At 55.1% G+C, this 16,369-nt stretch carries 19 protein-coding genes and 3 pseudogenes; 8 read left to right on the top strand and 14 right to left on the bottom strand.

Translation table 11 applies throughout. The features are described from left to right. Window positions 1-132: 132 nt before the first annotated feature. The 6 genes from tnpB (M0H32_RS28795) to tnpA (M0H32_RS28775) all read right to left on the bottom strand — a co-directional run bounded on the left by tnpB (M0H32_RS28795) (window position 133) and on the right by tnpA (M0H32_RS28775) (window position 3,068). The gene (gene tnpB, locus M0H32_RS28795; protein WP_248160152.1) at window positions 133-480 is read right to left on the bottom strand and encodes an IS66 family insertion sequence element accessory protein TnpB; all 348 of its coding nucleotides are present in this window, start codon (window positions 478-480) and stop codon (window positions 133-135) included. Further along, window positions 477-914 carry an IS66-like element accessory protein TnpA gene (gene tnpA / locus M0H32_RS28790; RefSeq protein ID WP_248160150.1) on the bottom strand — a complete coding sequence of 146 codons (438 nt, stop codon included), beginning with the start codon at window positions 912-914 and terminating at the stop codon, window positions 477-479. The genes tnpB (M0H32_RS28795) and tnpA (M0H32_RS28790) overlap by 4 nt, the downstream gene beginning before the upstream one ends. A 43-nt stretch (window positions 915-957) precedes the next feature. Then, window positions 958-1,155 (bottom strand): IS66 family transposase, encoded by a 198-nt coding sequence (locus M0H32_RS29805; protein ID WP_282449609.1) that lies wholly within the window; start codon window positions 1,153-1,155, stop codon window positions 958-960. Then, on the bottom strand, window positions 1,092-2,273 hold the full coding sequence (tnpC, locus tag M0H32_RS28785) for an IS66 family transposase (protein ID WP_248160148.1): 1,182 nt from the start codon (window positions 2,271-2,273) through the stop codon (window positions 1,092-1,094). Before tnpC (M0H32_RS28785) ends, M0H32_RS29805 begins: the two co-directional genes overlap by 64 nt. 142 nt (window positions 2,274-2,415) lie before the next feature. Continuing rightward, a complete protein-coding gene (tnpB, locus tag M0H32_RS28780) occupies window positions 2,416-2,691 on the bottom strand; it encodes an IS66 family insertion sequence element accessory protein TnpB (RefSeq protein ID WP_425607375.1) in 276 nt (91 codons plus the stop codon). Continuing rightward, entirely contained in the window at window positions 2,688-3,068 is a 381-nt protein-coding gene (gene tnpA / locus M0H32_RS28775; RefSeq protein WP_248160146.1) for an IS66-like element accessory protein TnpA, read from the bottom strand. The genes tnpB (M0H32_RS28780) and tnpA (M0H32_RS28775) overlap by 4 nt, the downstream gene beginning before the upstream one ends. A 228-nt stretch (window positions 3,069-3,296) precedes the next feature. Here tnpA (M0H32_RS28775) and M0H32_RS28770 point away from each other — a divergent pair, with 228 nt between their 5' ends. Continuing rightward, window positions 3,297-3,929 (top strand): hypothetical protein, encoded by a 633-nt coding sequence (locus M0H32_RS28770; protein ID WP_248160145.1) that lies wholly within the window; start codon window positions 3,297-3,299, stop codon window positions 3,927-3,929. Window positions 3,930-4,067: 138 nt separating this feature from the next. On the opposite strand, the gene rfbB is transcribed toward M0H32_RS28770, so the two are convergent. Both rfbB and rfbA read right to left on the bottom strand, forming a co-directional pair. Further along, window positions 4,068-5,147 carry a dTDP-glucose 4,6-dehydratase gene (gene rfbB, locus M0H32_RS28765; RefSeq protein ID WP_248160143.1) on the bottom strand — a complete coding sequence of 360 codons (1,080 nt, stop codon included), beginning with the start codon at window positions 5,145-5,147 and terminating at the stop codon, window positions 4,068-4,070. Window positions 5,148-5,600: 453 nt separating this feature from the next. Continuing rightward, window positions 5,601-6,479: a glucose-1-phosphate thymidylyltransferase RfbA gene (gene rfbA, locus M0H32_RS28760; RefSeq protein WP_248160142.1), complete on the bottom strand. Its 879-nt coding sequence runs from the start codon at window positions 6,477-6,479 to the stop codon at window positions 5,601-5,603. Window positions 6,480-6,936: 457 nt separating this feature from the next. On the opposite strand from rfbA, the gene M0H32_RS28755 reads away from it, so the two are divergent. Both M0H32_RS28755 and M0H32_RS28750 read left to right on the top strand, forming a co-directional pair. Next, window positions 6,937-7,854 (top strand): NAD-dependent epimerase/dehydratase family protein, encoded by a 918-nt coding sequence (locus M0H32_RS28755; RefSeq protein ID WP_248160141.1) that lies wholly within the window; start codon window positions 6,937-6,939, stop codon window positions 7,852-7,854. Between the two features lie 50 nt (window positions 7,855-7,904). Next, complete coding sequence (locus M0H32_RS28750; RefSeq protein ID WP_248160140.1) at window positions 7,905-8,501, top strand: O-methyltransferase; 597 nt, start codon at window positions 7,905-7,907, stop codon at window positions 8,499-8,501. A 48-nt stretch (window positions 8,502-8,549) separates the two neighbouring features. Here the strand turns inward: M0H32_RS28750 and M0H32_RS28745 are convergent, their stop codons facing one another. From M0H32_RS28745 to M0H32_RS28725, 5 genes and pseudogenes are all read right to left on the bottom strand, one after another. Then, window positions 8,550-9,107: a hypothetical protein gene (locus tag M0H32_RS28745; RefSeq protein ID WP_248160139.1), complete on the bottom strand. Its 558-nt coding sequence runs from the start codon at window positions 9,105-9,107 to the stop codon at window positions 8,550-8,552. Window positions 9,108-9,298: 191 nt separating this feature from the next. Beyond that, a pseudogene (locus M0H32_RS28740) lies at window positions 9,299-9,787 on the bottom strand (IS3 family transposase); the annotation flags it as partial. A gap of 64 nt (window positions 9,788-9,851) precedes the next feature. Further along, entirely contained in the window at window positions 9,852-11,363 is a 1,512-nt protein-coding gene (ltrA, locus tag M0H32_RS28735; protein ID WP_248160153.1) for a group II intron reverse transcriptase/maturase, read from the bottom strand. Window positions 11,364-11,980: 617 nt separating this feature from the next. Continuing rightward, window positions 11,981-12,232 (bottom strand): IS3 family transposase, encoded by a 252-nt coding sequence (locus tag M0H32_RS28730; RefSeq protein ID WP_248160138.1) that lies wholly within the window; start codon window positions 12,230-12,232, stop codon window positions 11,981-11,983. Continuing rightward, window positions 12,229-12,744, bottom strand: coding sequence for a transposase (locus M0H32_RS28725; RefSeq protein ID WP_248160137.1), 516 nt, complete (start codon window positions 12,742-12,744; stop codon window positions 12,229-12,231). The genes M0H32_RS28730 and M0H32_RS28725 overlap by 4 nt, the downstream gene beginning before the upstream one ends. Window positions 12,745-12,823: 79 nt before the next feature. Here M0H32_RS28725 and M0H32_RS28720 point away from each other — a divergent pair. From M0H32_RS28720 to tnpC (M0H32_RS28700), 5 genes and pseudogenes are all read left to right on the top strand, one after another. After that, window positions 12,824-13,015 (top strand): annotated as a pseudogene (locus M0H32_RS28720) (transposase domain-containing protein); the annotation flags it as partial. Continuing rightward, window positions 12,960-13,706: pseudogene (locus M0H32_RS28715) on the top strand (HAD-IA family hydrolase). The pseudogenes M0H32_RS28720 and M0H32_RS28715, both read left to right, overlap by 56 nt. A gap of 113 nt (window positions 13,707-13,819) precedes the next feature. Further along, window positions 13,820-14,158 carry a transposase gene (locus M0H32_RS28710; protein ID WP_248160136.1) on the top strand — a complete coding sequence of 113 codons (339 nt, stop codon included), beginning with the start codon at window positions 13,820-13,822 and terminating at the stop codon, window positions 14,156-14,158. Next, complete coding sequence (tnpB, locus tag M0H32_RS28705; protein ID WP_248160135.1) at window positions 14,155-14,508, top strand: IS66 family insertion sequence element accessory protein TnpB; 354 nt, start codon at window positions 14,155-14,157, stop codon at window positions 14,506-14,508. The genes M0H32_RS28710 and tnpB (M0H32_RS28705) overlap by 4 nt, the downstream gene beginning before the upstream one ends. Window positions 14,509-14,562: 54 nt before the next feature. Continuing rightward, window positions 14,563-16,113, top strand: a complete 1,551-nt coding sequence (tnpC, locus tag M0H32_RS28700; protein ID WP_248160134.1) for an IS66 family transposase — start codon at window positions 14,563-14,565, stop codon at window positions 16,111-16,113. Window positions 16,114-16,164: 51 nt separating this feature from the next. Here the strand turns inward: tnpC (M0H32_RS28700) and M0H32_RS28695 are convergent. Next, window positions 16,165-16,369 (bottom strand): transposase domain-containing protein (locus tag M0H32_RS28695; RefSeq protein WP_248160133.1); only part of this gene is annotated, 205 nt, incomplete at its 5' end.

Here is a 16,369-nt window from a genome sequence, read left to right as displayed (position 1 = left end):
ACCAAGGGATTTGAGAAACGAATTTGTAGCACACATTGCGAAACGCACTCCCAACATTGAGATGCGTATCAAGTCGCAACCCGGATCAAGACGGGCAACGTGGGGTGCTGCCAACGCTTACAGTGCTATCCACTATCCGGCAGAGTTCGGCCGCCAGGTTTTTTGCGGCATCCGCCAGTCAATGCCTTCCAGCAGATATCCGAGCTGAGCGGGCGTAATCGACACCGTGCCGTCCGCCGCCGACGGCCAGATGAACCGTCCGCGTTCCAGCTTCTTCGTGAACAGGCAAGCCCCCTGGCCATCGTGCCAGATCACCTTGATCAAACCTCCGCTTCTGCCGCGGAAGACAAACAGATGGCCGCTCATAGGATCCTGCCTCAGTGTCTCCTGAACCATCAGCGACAGCCCGGGAAAGCCTCTGCGCATATCCGTATGGCCGGTCGCGAGCCAGACCTTCACACCACTCGGGACCGGGATCATCGCCGCTCCAGGAGATCGAGAATGCGTCCCAGAGTTTCCGTGTCGATATCACTGTCGACCCGAACCCGTTTACCCCGGCCCAGTTCGATCGTCACGATGCTCGGCTTGCGACGTGCACGTTGCGGCGGAGCGGGGTCCGGCGATTGACCAGGAACCGGTAAAGACCCGGCATCGGAGATCGTTACCGGGACAAACTCAGGTGAAGATGTCGGTGCGAATGCCCCGTGATCCGTAGCCGTCCGGCCGTCAGAGATCGTGCACAACTGCTTGCGCCAACGGAAAAGCTGGCTCACGTGGCAACCCGCCGCCCTAGCAACCTCAGAAACGCTTGCGCCTGGTTCGAGGCAGGCCGCGACAAGCCGCTCCTTGTCTTCCTGCGACCATCGCCGGCGTCGCTCCACCGACGTGATCACCTCGATATGCTGCTTGGTCATATGACTACTCCTAGTGCTACCACTAGGACTGACAGTCTTCAGCCTACGCCAGCAAGACGGCCTTCACCGGAGGGGTACGTTCCAAGTGCCCGTTGCCGAGGTATGGCCGGGCTTTCGGCAGGTGGCTGAGCGCATAACGGATCGCCGCAGCAAGTGGTGACTTGCCTGAGATCCGCGTCAATTGGGTACCGAGCCAGTCTTCCAGCTCATCGAAGATAGGTTTGGCTTGTGCTTGCCGCAGGGCGGCGCGGTCCGGCGGCGGTTTGCCGCGTGCCTTCTTTCGATTTCGTACAGTCCGGCAATCCGCTGGATGGCCTCGCCGGCAATCGATGATCCTTGGGAGGCATGCACATCGACGAACTTGCGCCGGATATGGGCCATGCAGGCCATCTCCCGGGCTTTGTCTGTTCCGAACAGGCCATTGAACCCGGCGTAGCCATCAGCGTGAATCCAGCCTTTGTAGCCAGACAGGTGACCCTCAGGATGTTTGCCCTTGCGGTCAACCGTGAACCGGTACCACGCCAGCGGTGGAGAGGCCGCGGCCCATGACCGCTCATCCCGGGCATAGGCCCAGATACGGGCAGTTTTGGTTTTCTTCGCTCCCGGAGCCTGAAGCTTGACCGGGGTGTCATCGGCAAAGAGCGCTTCGCCTTGCCGGACCATTCGTCCGATGGCATCGGACAGCGGCTCAAGCAAGGCGGTGGAGCGCCCCACCCAATCAGCCAGGGTGGAGCGGTCCAGATCGATACCTTCCCGGCCAAAGATCTGAGACTGGCGATAGAGCGGCAGGTGGTCCGCATATTTGGAAACCAAAACATGCGCCAAAAGTCCCGCACCTGGCCGTCCACGCTCAATCGGGCGCGATGGCAAAGGTGCTTGAACAATCTTTTCGCAGCAAGAACAGGACAAGCGCGGCCTGACAATACGGTTCACGACAAACCGGCCTGGCACATATTCCAGCGCTTCGGTGACATCTTCGCCCAGTGTCTTGAACTTGCCGCCGCAGCGAAGGCAGGCTTCACCCAGCATCAGGACTGTGTCCTTGCGCTCAAGATGGTCCGGCAGCGGCTTGCGGCTGTGCTGGCGTTTGGCCTGCCGACAAGGATCACCCAACGAGGCGGGTTCTGGAATGTTTTGCTGATTGGCAGCAGCGCCAATGGCTTCTTCCTCGGCAAGGCTCAGCTTAAGCTGATCGAGGCTTTCCGATTTGGAGCCGAACCGGTTCCGGTTGGCCCCATGAAGCTGATGCTGAAGCTGTTCAACCTTCAGGCTGAGCGCCTTGACTTCGTCAGCCAGAAGCCGGTTCACGGCTTTCAGTTCAGCCGGATCGTCAGGCGTGATGTCCAGGTCCTTCAGCATGGCTGTGTTTATACCGGACGCAGCCGGAAGCAGAAAGGAAAAAGCGGATTAAGTCTCTGTATTTATGTCGCTATCCGCTCGTTAGCGGTGTCCAGGTGCGGGCCGGCATACGCCAGTCGATCCCCTCAAGCAGCATCGACAGCTAGGCCGCCGTGACACTGACCTTGCCAGCCTTCGCTCCAGGCCAGACAAACCGGCCTTTCTCCAGCCGTTTGGAAAACAGGCAAGCCCCCTGGCTGTCCCACCAGATGATCTTCAAGAGGTCTCCCCGCCGACCTCGGAACACGAACAAGTGCCCCGAGTAGGGATCTTCTGCCAGAACCTGTTCGGCTTTCGCAGCTAGGGAGGTGAACCCACGGCGCATGTCCGTCACACCGGCCGCCAGCCAAACCCGGGTGTTCGAGGGAACCGGGATCATTCCATCAAGCCCCGCACCAGTCCCATGACCGCAGCCAGTCCCGTTGGGCCTTCGATCAAGATCCGGCGGCCGTCAGAAAGGGTGATATCAACCCGGCTCGCGCACACACATCCCGAGGGCGGGACAACGACCTCTGGCATCGCAGGACAAGCTGCCGGGGGCAGTTCCAGTTCAACAAAAGACGAATCCTCCACCTGGCCCGCCGCAGTTGCAGCTGGGGCAAACCGTCTATCCTTCAGCCAGTTGTGGATCAGATTCGCATTCGCGGAATACCGGCGCGCCACTTGGGCCACCGATGCACCGGGAACAACCGCTTGTGCGCAGATCTCCCGCTTCTCCTCATCAGACCAGTTCCGCCGCTTCGTTCGCTTACTCATTAAAGGCCCATAAGTGTCCATTTACATTAGCGGACACTTAGCGCACCAAATCGAAAAACAGCAGGTCGGCGACAACGGACGCTCACTTCTTCTGTGAACCGTGAACGCTTCATTCCGTCCGTCTCCTGCTTGAAACGGACTCTACACAAAACTGGAGGAGATTCAGGGTCTCAGGTCACAGGATTTGCGGGTGGACTATCCGCCTATCCTCTCGCGGGTGGCATAGGCGTGGCATGGCGCGCAGGCAATATCGTTCTGAATCCAAGTCCAAATGCCGCGCAGGCGCGATGTCTTGCAGAAACCCATATTGGGTTACCCGAAGTATTAGAGAGCCGTATCCAGCCGCCGGTGCCAACACCAGCACCGCTCGGCGGGTGGAAAATTGACGGCTGGGTCGCTTGGCATTGGATCGAGGGAGAGCCAGCGCCGGAAAGGGCGGGCGAGATACTGCTAGCTGCCCGTACATATCACGATCTATTGGCTCATATGCTATACGATCCAGTGTTTCAGGAGCGCGATGATCCGTGGGCACGCGCGGATCGCGTTGCCTGGGGAGAGGCGATGCCGGATTATCCCGCAGAGTACATGGCAATGCTCGCCCCCGTCTTCGCCGAGCCGGTTCCTGAACTTGCTGTACAACGTTTACACGGCGACCTGACCGGCAACGTGGTCTTCGCCCCAGACGTAGCGCCTGGGATCATTGATGCGACACTCTATTGGCGTCCTCCGGCATTTGCCGAGGCGGTCATACTGGTCGATCAAGGCTGGTTCGCCCCGTATATCGATCTCACTCCCTTCGCAGACACGCCGGAACTCGCCACGATGGTGCCCCTCGCTGCGAGGCGAAGGTTTGCCGATTAGCCTGAACAAGTCGCCGCCAAAGGAAAGGACACTGCCGACGCTATGGTGTTCGCACGTCAAGTCAAAACCTGGGCAGATGCGATTTTGTATCAGCTAGGTCGTGGATGAATAATTCCGAGCAAGGCACGAGTGACTCAACTAACCGCAAGTTCCCTGGTTTTTCCCCTTCAAAACGCCTAATCGTTCATAGCCGGACCTCTCACGGATTGGCCCCCACCACCATTCGTTTTGAAGGTACCAGTCAATCGTCTTCGATAGCCCGTCTTCGAAGTTGATGGAGGGTTCCCAACCAAGGTCTCGCTTGATTTTGGATGCATCGATTGCATAGCGACGGTCGTGGCCAGGGCGGTCGCTCACCATTTCGATTAGTTCAGAGTAAGACTCGCCGTTTGCTCGTGGGTGTTTTTCATCGAGAAGCGCACAGATGGTTTTGACAACCTGGATATTCTGTCGTTCCTCATTACCACCGATATTATAACTTTCCCCAATTTTACCTCCCATTGCGACTTTTTCGAGTGCCGCGGCATGATCTTCAACGAAAAGCCAATCACGAACATTTTCTCCCTTACCGTAGACGGGTAAGGATAACTCCGCGAGCCCATTTAACGTCACAAGTGGGATCAATTTTTCAGGAAAATGGAAGGGGCCGTAATTGTTGGAACAGTTGGAGAGGACAACCGGCAGGCCATAGGTTTCGCCCCATGCTCGAACTAAATGGTCGGATGCCGCCTTCGAAGCCGAATAGGGCGAAGAAGGTGTATAAGGAGAATCTTCGGTAAACATGCCGGAATCAAACGGCAGATCTCCATAAACCTCATCGGTCGAAATATGGTGGAAGCGGAAGTGCTCTCGTTGTCCGCCAGACAAACTCTCAAAATAGCCCCGCGCTGCCTTTAGCAGCCGAAATGTGCCGACAATATTGGTTTCAATGAAGGCCTCCGGCCCGTCAATTGAGCGGTCAACGTGGCTTTCGGCAGCCAAATGCATGACAATATTTATATCATACCTGCGCAAGAGCGCACTTATGCGCTCACCATCGCGGATATCGGCTTTAACAAAGCAGTAGTTCGGAAAATCCTGAATCGATTTCAGCGAGGCTAAATTTCCCGCATATGTGAGCTTGTCGACATTTAGGACGAAATGCTCAGGATTGACAGCAAGATGTCGACAGACTGCAGAACCGATAAACCCGGCTCCACCAGTAACAAGAAAGCGCACTAAATTCCTCCGCAAGTATAGCTGGCTTCGATCTCAGATAATAGATGCGTGTTCAAGCTCTTTTAAGACAATTTAATTGCACCTACGTTAAGCCGCGATTTTATAGGAACCAAGATCATCAAATCAGTCAGACCAGTAATAATCGGCAGCTACGATGCCGACCCAATTTATTATCATTTGTTATTCCTTTGCTACCATCAACCAGCATTTTCCAACCAAACCTGCGTGTTGCACTCTTAACCTCGCCTTGCACGCAAAGCTCGGTTTTGAAGTGTAGGCCACAACTCACGGCTTTGGCGGCAAAAAAAGTGATCATCATATTCAAAGTCGATTTTAAAACTCGTCAGTTTCCAACGCCCACTTATTGGAAGCTTCCAGAAAAATTGACATTAAACGCCATGCTTATTCGATATGATTTCTAAGTGTATTCAAGCCCTATTAAGCTAAATTCAGCTATTGGGAGAGTTCTCTTGCTCGCTTGATGAGATATTGCCCATAGGCAGTTTTCGAGAGCTGCTGTCCCTGGGTTAACATCTGCTCGGCGCTGATCCAGGCGTTTTGAAGTGCAATTTCCTCAAGACAGGCAATTTGTATTCCCTGACGATGCTGAATGGTCCTTACAAAGGAAGACGCCTCATGCATTGAGTCAACCGTGCCCATATCTAACCACGCATAACCACGTCCGAACGTGACCACATTAAGGTCTCCCTGTTCAAGATAGACTTTGTTAACGTCGGTGATTTCCAATTCGCCTCGTGCCGAGGGCTTCACATTCGCTGCGATATCAACGACATTTTTGTCGTAGAAATAAAGCCCCGTGACCGCCCAATTTGATTTCGGCTGGGTAGGCTTTTCTTCAATCGTGATCGCTTTTTTGGTGTCGGGATCAAAGCTCACTACACCGTAGCGCTCAGGATCCGCCACCTGGTGGGTAAACACGGTTGCCCCCGTCTTACGACTGGCAGCGGCATTGCAAACATGGGGCAATCCAGCGCCGAAAAATATATTGTCACCGAGCACAAGTGCACAGGCGTCTCCATTTATAAAATTAGCTCCGATTATTAAGGCTTCCGCTAAACCGTTGGGATAAGGCTGTTCAGCATATGAGAGGTGGATTCCGTACCCTTCACCTCCACCCAACAGTTCTTGAAACCGAGGTAAGTCGCGGGGTGTTGAGATGATCAAAATGTCTCTAATTCCTGCTAGCATCAGAATGCTCAAAGGAAAATAGATCATAGGCTTATCGTAAACCGGTAGCATTTGCTTTGAAACGGCTGTCGTCAGCGGATAAAGTCTTGACCCGCTGCCACCTGCCAGAACAATACCCTTCATTTGAATCCTCTTAAATTTAGAATGGGGTCTTTTTATCAGATGGAAAACCATTTGCAACTAAGAACGTATTAGGGATAGGTAATTTGCTATATTAGGCATGTTACACTTCGAATGAACTAAATTGTGTTAAGCACCTATCCAAACTTGCACAAAACTACGATTGGCGTTCAGCCAAATCCGACTAAGTACGAAACTCAGAAATGAGGCGACTGCTTTTACGAGTGCTGGCTCCAGGAACCCATCCGCCACATCCTACGTAAGGAAGGTAACACAAATTTCTACATTGCATTGCATATCAACGCTATGGCAGTAGTAACCTATTATTAGTTGCGTCCTGCAAAGCAGGGGCAGTTCACATTCAGGAAAATCCAGCTTTAATGAGGAGCGTTTTTCAGATGGACAATATATTTAAATATCTATTTAAATTGAATCACAATTCTATGCATTGCTCCTTCTGATGAATATTTGTCAGAAAAAAGTAGTGATTTTTGGCGGGACAGGTTTTATTGGAACACACCTCCTAAGAAATTTGACGGCCCAGCCAAACCTAAAAGTCTTATGGACGAAACGGCCGACAACTCCTTTGCCGGATATCCCCAATCTACCAGCACCAAGGCAATTCGAGAATCTGGAAACTGTAAGCATTGACTGGATCAGTGATGCAGACGTTATCATTGATCTCGCCTCAAGTGGCAGGGGGCGAGCCATCAGCCAACGCGACGTCCTTTCGCGAGTGAGCCCTCACTTACGAATAATCGACGGCTTGTTGAATGTCGGAAGCAAAGCACATTACATTTTCCTTTCGTCGGGAGGCGCTATCTACGGAAACGACGATTCGGTTCTCTTAAGTGAAACGGCTCGATGCATACCTCAAACGGAATACGGGTTGGAAAAATTGATAATTGAATCAGCCCTACTTTGCGCAGCCGAAACTACCCTCACCACCTCTATCCTACGCGTCTCAAACGCTTACGGAATTGGTCAAACTAATAAACCCGGCTTCGGCGTCATACCAACTCTTGTGAAATCGCTTGAAGACGGTGAGGTATTTAAGATCTTTGGCTCAGCACATGCCAAGCGGGATTACGTGAATGTACTTGATATCCTGCGGGCAATAGATGCAACAATTAAAACAGGTGGCGCTGGAATCGTGAATATCGCCACTGGGAAGGGCACTTCTATTGCTCAGCTTATCGCACTTTTGGAGGAACTTACAGGGCGCACCGTGAATGTTGAACATTGTGAACCACTTCAAAACGAACCCAATTTCGCAAGGTTAGATATCTCACGTGCCAAAAACGTGCTCGGCTGGGAGCCGCAAGTCAGCTTGCGCGAAGGTTTGGCTCAGCTGTTAAAGAAAACTACTCTCCTCTGATGCGTCGAAACGAGCAACTATAAGAAGTGTAATTACATGAAGAGGACTTTATGGGCAGTTTATCAGAAAAAAAACTTTCGGAAGTAGTTCGCGCGATCGCTAAACGCGAGGGCATCAAAACCTTCGTGGAAACCGGAACCTACAAGGGTGTAACAAGCGTCTGGGCAGCAGAGCATTTCTCGAACGTTATTACCCTAGAAATTGATCCGGAAACAATTAAGACGACAAGAACCGAACTGGCTCACGTCGACAACATTGAATTTCTCGAAGGCTGCTCTCGAGTGGTGCTTCCGCGGATTTTAAAGGATACGAAAGAAGAAAAACTCTGTTTTTGGTTGGACGCTCATAAGGGCGGTGGCTATTTCGGCTCCGGCAATGATTGCCCGTTGATAGGAGAAATTGAAGCGATAAATGCATCGGCCGTGGCAGCCTATATTTTTATTGATGACGCACGAGGTTTTCTTAAACCGCCGCCCCCGCCATTTGATTGGCGCTATTGGCCAGACATAAGCACGGTCCTATCAGCTCTCAATCAAGGCCCCGAACCACGTTATATAATAGTAGTGGACGATGTTATCGTTTGCGTCCCGAAATCATCACGGGAAGCACTCCAGAAGGCATTTTGGGATGCTTATCCAACGTTATAATGCAATTGAATTGTTCCCCACAGCGTCCGCGAGACTCGTCTGATATGATTACTTAGTGGGCAAATCTTTCGCAAGGAGCAAAACAATTTGGCCTAGACTCTCCCCCGCACGAAGTATGACGCCAAATTCCTGGGCATGGGTAACAATTTGATGAAGGGTATAGTGATTGCGCCAACCGCCCTGATTGCATCGTTGATTCAAGGCCACGATGCTGGCTGAGACGGTCGTCACTTCCCATACGGCATAGCTTATAAGCGCAAAACGGTGATGTTGCCTTAGAAGTGCAAGGGTACCAGGCACATCGTCAAGATATTCCAGAACTCCACTCAGAACACCAACGTCCGTGTTTGTCATCTTGTCAATGACACCGGTGTTGAAATCTACAATTTCACAATCCCCGGCCCAACTCATGCGGTCAAAAATCCTCGTTTTACGGGGACCTGACGCAGACACGGCAGATCGGAACGGCATGTAGGGCCCGCAGCCATATTCGGAAAAGGAAGCGCCCGATGCGTCTGGGACCGTTTCATCGAACATCTCAAGCATCTTCTGAGAACGCTTCGACCATTCCTTATCATATGCCTCAATTTTGTCCCAACGGGTCATTAGTAAACGATCCATTACATTCCTTGTCTAGCTCAATATGCCGATGACGCATTTGAAACTTTTGTGGGGCTAGAGCCTATCTCAATTGAGATCTAAACGCACCATCAGACCCATCGCACTCAACAGGAAAAACGCTCTCTTTGCGGGCCATGTGAGCTACTCCCGATTAATTGGACAGGTTTCGGCGTAAATTAAGCTACTCTCTGCACCTGCTGGTCGGGTTGGTTTTGTTCAATGCGCTGCCAGTAGACCACGGCAGGCGGTTTGCCGCCAAGGGCGGAGTGCGGACGCTTCCGGTTGTAAAAACCCATCCATTTTCGGACACCGTCCCGGGTCTGTGAGCCGGTTTCCCAGGCGTGCAGATAAACACACTCGTATTTGAGCGTGCGCCACAGCCGCTCGACGAAGATATTGTCGAGGAACCGTCCCTTGCCGTCCATCGAGATGCGCACGCCCATCCGCCGTAGCCGGTCCGTCCATGCAAACGAGGTGAACTGTGATCCCTGGTCCGTATTCATGATTTCCGGCGCGCTGAATTTGTGGATCGCTTCATTCAACGCCTCGACGCAGAAGTCGGCGTCCAGCGTATTGGAGATGCGCCAGGCTAGGACCTTGCGGGTGAACCAGTCCATGATCGCGACCAGGTAGAGGAACCCGCGGCGCATCGGCAGTGGAGTAAGAAGCGCAGTTGCGCTTCTCCTCCCCGAACCGCACGTGCACCTTTCAGCGCATACGGCTCTCCATTCAAACTTGGCCCATGGCCATGGCAACATCATGATAGCGAGAGGTGACGGTGCTGCGATTTTCATTCCGGAGGATGTATGGATTGACCTCCGGATTGCGCCACCGGAATTGTGCCTTCGGGCTTGAGACAAGCCGTTGCAGGTCTTTTCCGATGGCCTCGCCACGTTCATTGCGACCGTAAACGAGCCAGGTCTTCGCCTTGCCCGGTTCCGGGGGCCTGAACCACTTCCGCATCAAGGGTTTGATACGGCATCGGTATTTATGCCCCAGCCAGTGCGCCATTTTCCAGAATACGACATGGTCGATGCGCCGGAAAACATACGCCCTGAAGTCGGTGAACTTGTAGAACGCCGCCCATCCCGCCAACTGGCGGTTCAGGCTGGCGATCATATCGACCGCACTGACGCTATGATTGCCAGAAAGGGTCTCGGTCAGTTTGCGGACAAACGCCTTGGCCTTTTCCCTGGGTATTGTTGTGACGACGGACATACGGCTGTTCGACCCTCGCTTGCGAATGATCCGGTGCCCCAGAAAGACGAAGCCGTCATCGACGTGGGTGATATGGGTTTTCTCCATATTCAGCGTCAACTTCAGGCGGTCTTCCAGAAAGGCCCGGCATTCTTCACGGATCTCCATAGCATGGGCCTTCTTCCCCTTGACGATGACGACGAAGTCATCGGCATAGCGACAATAGGCAATCGCAGGTTTCCATTGCCGATTCTCCCGAACCGCAATAGGGCGTTCCTGCTGAATACCGAAGTTCCATGCCCAACGATCCTTGCGGGCTTTCCGGTTCAGATATTTCGCCTCCAGCCAGACATCGAACTCATGGAGCATGATGTTGGACAGGAGCGGTGACAGGACGCCACCTTGCGGAACACCTTCGCTGGCAGCCCTGAACAGGCCACAATCAATGTGACCTGCCTTGAGAATACGCCAGAGGAGATCGACAAACCGTCCGTCCCGCACCCGCCGCCGTACGCATTTAAGAAGCAGCCGGTGATGAACCGTGTCGAAGTAGCTTGCCAGATCACCTTCGATGATCCAGCGGCCCTTCGTGCCACCGCCATCTTGAAGCTGGATCTTCACGGTGCGGACAGCATGATGCACGCTGCGTTCCGGCCGGAAGCCATAGGAGAGGCGATGGAAGTCGCTCTCCCAGATCGGCTCCATCGCCATCAGCATGGCGCGCTGGACGATGCGGTCTGTCAGGGTCGGTATACCCAGCGGTCGTAGCTTGCCATTAGCTTTCGGGATATAGATCCGCTTGACCGGCGTCGGGCGATAGGTGCCCTTCAACAGGTCGGTCCGCAGGCCGGCCAGATGGTGGTCCAACCCGGCCTGCATCCGTTGCTTGTCTATTCCGTCTATGCCCGGGGTCCGTGCGCCGCTTGACGCCAGAACGATCCGGGCCGCTTCGGCAAGCCATTCCCGATCGGCAATGAGCCGAAGGAGACGATCGAACCGGCGGTTCGGATCGGCCTCGGCCCATGTTGCGAGCTTGTGCTGCATTTCGCTGATTATCAAAGGTCTTCACCTCGTTCGGTCAGGTAGTTTGCACTCCAAGCAGATTGAACTGTTCCCCTTCGCCATGTGACAGGCTTTCCCCGCCGCGGACTACTACGGGAACTCCGCCAGCATGATGGACATCAGGGTCAACTCCCTTGCGACGCAGAACATCGTGGGCATTCCATCATGCCTTCCCTCGTTCATATGCTGGACGTTTCGTATTGGTGAGGTTGCCGGTCGCAGTCTTTTCCCTTGCGTTCCGCAAGTCGATGCCGATGCCATGGTCTGGCTGCGTTCTCCCCATGACGCCTCGCGAGCTTCCTACGTCTCAGCTCACGTTCGGATGCACGCCGTCATACCTGTCCAGCGTCATCATCAGCATTCCGCCTATTAAGCCTTGTAGGCGAAGGCGACATTCCAGCCCTCAGATGCGGGTGAACCGGTTCGTGTTCCTCAACCTTCCAATACTTCAGCCTCGGGAACCATCTCGGCGTAACGGCTTCGCCTCAATCCCCTTTACCTGCGGGCTACGTCACCCTGCCAGTTGACAGCAGGTCACCGCCGCTTGGGCTCATGCCCCCTTGCAGCAGGGGACAAGGCAATCTTCCATTCCTCCTTTCTCAATGCATTCCAGACATATGCACCCCGGACCATCCGGGACGAGGCGCACAATACGTGATGTCGGACGCCCAGACCTGGTTCGGCCGTTCCACCCTCAAGCCCTTGAGCAGATATGGCCAGATCTTGTGTCCCTTGGCCGGCCTGCTTGTATTGGGCTTCTGGTAGATCGGCATCAGACCCATGAGCCGCATCAGCCGCCGGATCCGCTTCTCGTTCACCGGATGACCTTCGTTCTTCAGGTGCCAGGTCATCTGCCGGACCCCGAAGAACGGCGTCTCCCGTCGCCTGACAGGCGTTGCGCGGCAACGCCGAGAAGGGGGAACTGTTCGTCGATCTGGCGCATCAGCGTGAGGTTCATCTCGCTCTCGCCCTTCGGCGCGTAATAGAAAGACGAGCGCGAGATCGACAGCAGCGAACACTGCTTGCCGACCGATAAGTCTGGATGCCTCGGCTCGATCATGCCGCGCCTCACTTCACGCCCCAAGGCTTGAGCTTTCTGGACAAAAAAATCGTTGGCGACCGCCAGCTCCCCGATCTTGGCGTGGAGCTCTTTCACCTGGTCTTCGTCAATCTCTGGCTTTCGTTTGCCGCCAAGTTCAAAAACGTCCGAAGCTCCTTCCAGCAGGGCACGCTTCCATTGATGGATCATGGTCGGATGAACCCCGAACCGGCTCGCCAGCTCCGAGACCGTCTCCTCGCCCTTCAGGGCTTCCAGGGCGACCTTCGCCTTGAATTCCGGCGCGTGCTGCTTGCGTTTCGACATCTCTGATCTCCTTATTCTCGAAGATCAGCAGACAACAAATCGTAGCTTACGTCAGTGTCCGAATTTCGGGAGGTAGCTCAATGAGGCCGGAGCCGAAAACTGGGCGGCAATCGCCTCACTCATCGAGACCTGCAAGATCAATGCAGTCGACCCCCAAGCCTATCTGACAGCCACTCTGACCGCGATCGTAAACGGCCACAGACAAAGCCGGATCGATGAACTCCTGCCGTGGAACTTTATCGGCAAAGGCGATATTAAGACCACAGACTGAGCATAGGAAGCGGGCTGATATTCGTCAGATGGCAGAGACTTGCGTCATTTTTGATTTAGACGGAACGCTCGTCGATAGCGAAACCCTCTGCAATCAAGCCTTCGTTGATCTTCTGCCTGAAATAAACGAGCCCGTTGAGCTACTGGTACGCCGTTATCGCGGGAAGAAGCTCTCGGTTATCCTGTCTGATCTTGAAGAGCGAATTGGCAGGAAACTGCCAGACACATTTGAAACGACCTATCGCGAACGTGTCTCGGAGCTTTTTACTCAAAGCCTCGAACCGATGCCCGGCGTTGTTGCGATGTTGGAGAGTTTGGATCGGCCCAAGTGCATTGCTTCAAGTGGGCCTCCTCAAAAAATCGCCCAGGCTTTAAAGATAAGCGGTTTGGCGGCTTACTTTGGCTCCAACCTTTACAGTTCGTAAGAGGTCGGCAGTTGGAAACCCGAACCGGGTCTCTTTCTACACGCCGCCCGAACTATGGGGTATCCACCAAACACCTGCATTGTTGTTGAAGACAGCACCGTAGGAGTTCAAGCCGCAAACGCAGCCGGAATGGCCGCACTGCACTACGCCCCGCATTCCACCGAAAAGTCTGATGATACGGCCATTGTCTTCAGTGAAATGTCTCAACTACCGGAGCTTATTAAATGTAAGCGGCGGCTGGACCCCACCTGTTCGCTCCCGTCGTGATGCTGGAATCCATACCCATTGTCGATTTGGGAATGGAGGCAGGTTTGGGAGTCCACAGAGAGCTCCATATGGAGTCCGTATGCGGTTATGAGATTTTACCGCGCAGCACGGGAATGCGCCGTTGGCCCAATGAAGTGAAGGGTCAGCTTGTCGCGGAGACCTATCTTCCCGGGGTGACAGTGAACGAGGTCGCCCTGCGCGTCGGCATGAAGCCCAACCATCTCTCGGCATGGCGGCGTTTGGCGCGGGAGGGCAAACTTGTGGTGCCGGATCTTCCGGGAGCCGAGTTTATACCGGCCGTTCTGGAACCGCCCCCTGTGTCCTTTGAAGAGGATGCGAAGCCGCTGGCCGCGGTGGAGATCATTCACGGCGGAACCACAATCCGGCTGGACGCTTCCGTGAGCCCGGATAGGATTGCCGATATCGTGTGCGCCCTTGGGCGTGGATCATGATTTTCCCCTCGAACCGGGTGCGTATCCTGGTGGCGACAAAGCCAGTCGACTTCAGAAAAGGACATGATGGGCTAAGCGCCCTGGTCCAGTCCGTTTTGCGCAAGGACCCATTCACCGGCACGGTTTTTGTGTTCCGGTCCAGGCGAGCCGACCGCTTGAAGCTCCTGTATTTTGACGGCACCGGCCTGGTCATGGCTTACAAGCGGCTGGAAGATACGACCTTCACCTGGCCCGCCGTTCGGGATGGTATGATGTCGCTGAACCATGCTCAGTTCGAGGCACTGTTCTCGGGCCTGGACTGGCGCAAGGTGAAGGCATTGAAGGCTCGTTCTCCAGCTGCGGCAGAATGAATCAGGTGCCGGAAATGGCGGGCATCCGGAGCGGTCCCAGGCCATTCTCAGCCCATGCCTTCTACTGTTGCCATCGATCTTTCCGCGATCCCGGCCGACCAGCGTGATGCTGTCGCCGCGCTCTTGCGCGAAAGGGATGCGCTCAAGGAGATCAACAGACGCCTGGAGCACCTGGTCGCCGAGTTGAACCACGCGGTTCACGGCAAAAGGTCGGAGAAGCTCAGCGAAGACGAACGGCAACTGGCTTTCGAAGACCTCGAGACTGCCATCGCCGAAGTTGAGGAAAGCCAGGACACGCAGCTGTCCGCTGAAGGCAAAACCCGCCGTCCGGCGCGTCGCAATCGGGGCAACCTGCCGAAGGACCTTCCGCGCATCGAGCGTGTGATCGAACCCGACAACTTGCACTGTCCCTGCGGTTGCGGAGTGATGTACAAGATCGGCGATGATCGCACGGAGCGGCTGGACATCGTGCCCGCACAGCTGCGCGTGATCGTCACCGTCCGCCCCAAATACGGCTGCCGCGCCTGTACCGACGGCGTCACCCAGATGCCGGCACCGGCTCACCTCATCGAGGGTGGCCTGCCGACGGAAGGGACCATCGCGCATGTTTTGGTTGCCAAGTACGCGGACCATTTGCCCCTGCACCGGCAGAACCAGATCCTTGCCCGGTCGGGCGTCGATATCCATCGGAGCACGCTGGCTGATTGGGTCGGTACCGCTGCGTTCCACCTCGCCCCGGTGGTCGACCGGCTGGCCGAACACCTGAAGGTGTCGACCAAGCTGTTCATGGACGAGACCACGGCGCCGGTGTTGGATCCGGGCCGGGGCAAGACGAAGACCGGATATCTATGGGCCTTGGTCCGAGACGACCGCGCCTGGGGTGGGGACGATCCACCCGGCGTGGTCTTCTTCTATGCGCCTGACCGCCGCGGAGAGAACGCGGAGAAAATCCTTCGTGGCTTTGACGGGGTCCTGCAACTCGACGGTTACCAGGGCTACAACTGCCTGACGCGCTCGTCCCGCAAGGGCGGCGATCCGATCCGCGTGGCCCATTGCTGGGCCCACGCACGGCGGAAACTGAAGGAGGTCTTCGACCGCGACGGCTCCGAAATCGCCGCCGAGGGCCTGCGCCGGATCGCTGAGTTCTACAGGGTCGAGGCCGATATCCGCGGCACGGCGCCAGGGCAGCGGCACTCGGCCCGGCAGGCCCGCACCGCGCCTCTGGTCGGCGCCTTCGGGGAATGGCTGCAAGAGCAACGCCGCCGGGTATCTGCCAAGTCCCGCCTCGGCGAGAAGCTTGCCTATATCCATCGCCACTGGGACGGTTTGCAGACCTTCCTTCACGATGGCCGTGTTGAGATCGATAGCAACAGTGTCGAGAATCTGATCCGGCCAATTGCATTAAATAGGAAAAACGCCTTGTTCGCCGGGCATGACGAGGGTGGCCGTTCCTGGGGCCGCATCGCATCCCTCATCGAGACCGCGAAAATCAACAATGTCGAGCCCTTCGCCTATCTAAAGGCCACCCTCGAAGCCATCGCCACCGGCCATCCGAAAAGCCGGATCGACGAGCTCATGCCATGGAACTTCACGCCGTCAAGCTGAAACTACGTGTCCGTGGGGTGAAGCCGGTCTTCATGGCTGCCTCGCGCTCTGTTACGCTGCCTTTGCAGCGTAACACCATGGCATGAGGTCGTTGATGCGGTTGATCTTGTGGTCAGCGATTTGTGCGAGGACCCAGGTCAGCCAGGCTTGCGGGTCAATGTTGTTGAGTTTTGCGGTTTCGATCAGGGTATAGGCGATAGCCGCGGATTTGCCGCCGCCTTCTGAGCCCATGAAGAGATAGTTTTTTCGTCCTAGG

The sequence above is a fragment of the Roseibium sediminicola genome (assembly GCF_023156505.1).
In the GTDB taxonomy this organism is placed as follows: Bacteria; Pseudomonadota; Alphaproteobacteria; order Rhizobiales; family Stappiaceae; genus Roseibium; species Roseibium sediminicola.
The sequence above is the reverse complement of the archived record's forward strand: the minus strand, read 5'-3'. Positions and strand labels throughout refer to the sequence as shown.

What these genes read in the sequence shown, in the direction of transcription:
- tnpC (WP_248160148.1), bottom strand. Translation starts at nt 2,273, where the DNA reads ATGCTGAAGGACCTGGACATCACGCCTGACGATCCGGCTGAACTGAAA.
- tnpB (WP_425607375.1), bottom strand. Translation starts at nt 2,691, where the DNA reads ATGATCCCGGTTCCCTCGAACACCCGGGTTTGGCTGGCGGCCGGTGTG.
- M0H32_RS28755 (WP_248160141.1), top strand. Translation starts at nt 6,937, where the DNA reads ATGAATATTTGTCAGAAAAAAGTAGTGATTTTTGGCGGGACAGGTTTT.
- M0H32_RS28745 (WP_248160139.1), bottom strand. Translation starts at nt 9,107, where the DNA reads ATGACCCGTTGGGACAAAATTGAGGCATATGATAAGGAATGGTCGAAG.
- M0H32_RS28750 (WP_248160140.1), top strand. Translation starts at nt 7,905, where the DNA reads ATGGGCAGTTTATCAGAAAAAAAACTTTCGGAAGTAGTTCGCGCGATC.
- tnpB (WP_248160152.1), bottom strand. Translation starts at nt 480, where the DNA reads ATGATCCCGGTCCCGAGTGGTGTGAAGGTCTGGCTCGCGACCGGCCAT.
- ltrA (WP_248160153.1), bottom strand. Translation starts at nt 11,363, where the DNA reads ATGCAGCACAAGCTCGCAACATGGGCCGAGGCCGATCCGAACCGCCGG.
- tnpA (WP_248160146.1), bottom strand. Translation starts at nt 3,068, where the DNA reads ATGAGTAAGCGAACGAAGCGGCGGAACTGGTCTGATGAGGAGAAGCGG.
- M0H32_RS28730 (WP_248160138.1), bottom strand. Translation starts at nt 12,232, where the DNA reads ATGACCTGGCACCTGAAGAACGAAGGTCATCCGGTGAACGAGAAGCGG.
- M0H32_RS28725 (WP_248160137.1), bottom strand. Translation starts at nt 12,744, where the DNA reads ATGTCGAAACGCAAGCAGCACGCGCCGGAATTCAAGGCGAAGGTCGCC.
- tnpA (WP_248160150.1), bottom strand. Translation starts at nt 914, where the DNA reads ATGACCAAGCAGCATATCGAGGTGATCACGTCGGTGGAGCGACGCCGG.
- rfbA (WP_248160142.1), bottom strand. Translation starts at nt 6,479, where the DNA reads ATGAAGGGTATTGTTCTGGCAGGTGGCAGCGGGTCAAGACTTTATCCG.
- tnpC (WP_248160134.1), top strand. Translation starts at nt 14,563, where the DNA reads ATGCCTTCTACTGTTGCCATCGATCTTTCCGCGATCCCGGCCGACCAG.
- M0H32_RS28710 (WP_248160136.1), top strand. Translation starts at nt 13,820, where the DNA reads ATGCGCCGTTGGCCCAATGAAGTGAAGGGTCAGCTTGTCGCGGAGACC.
- tnpB (WP_248160135.1), top strand. Translation starts at nt 14,155, where the DNA reads ATGATTTTCCCCTCGAACCGGGTGCGTATCCTGGTGGCGACAAAGCCA.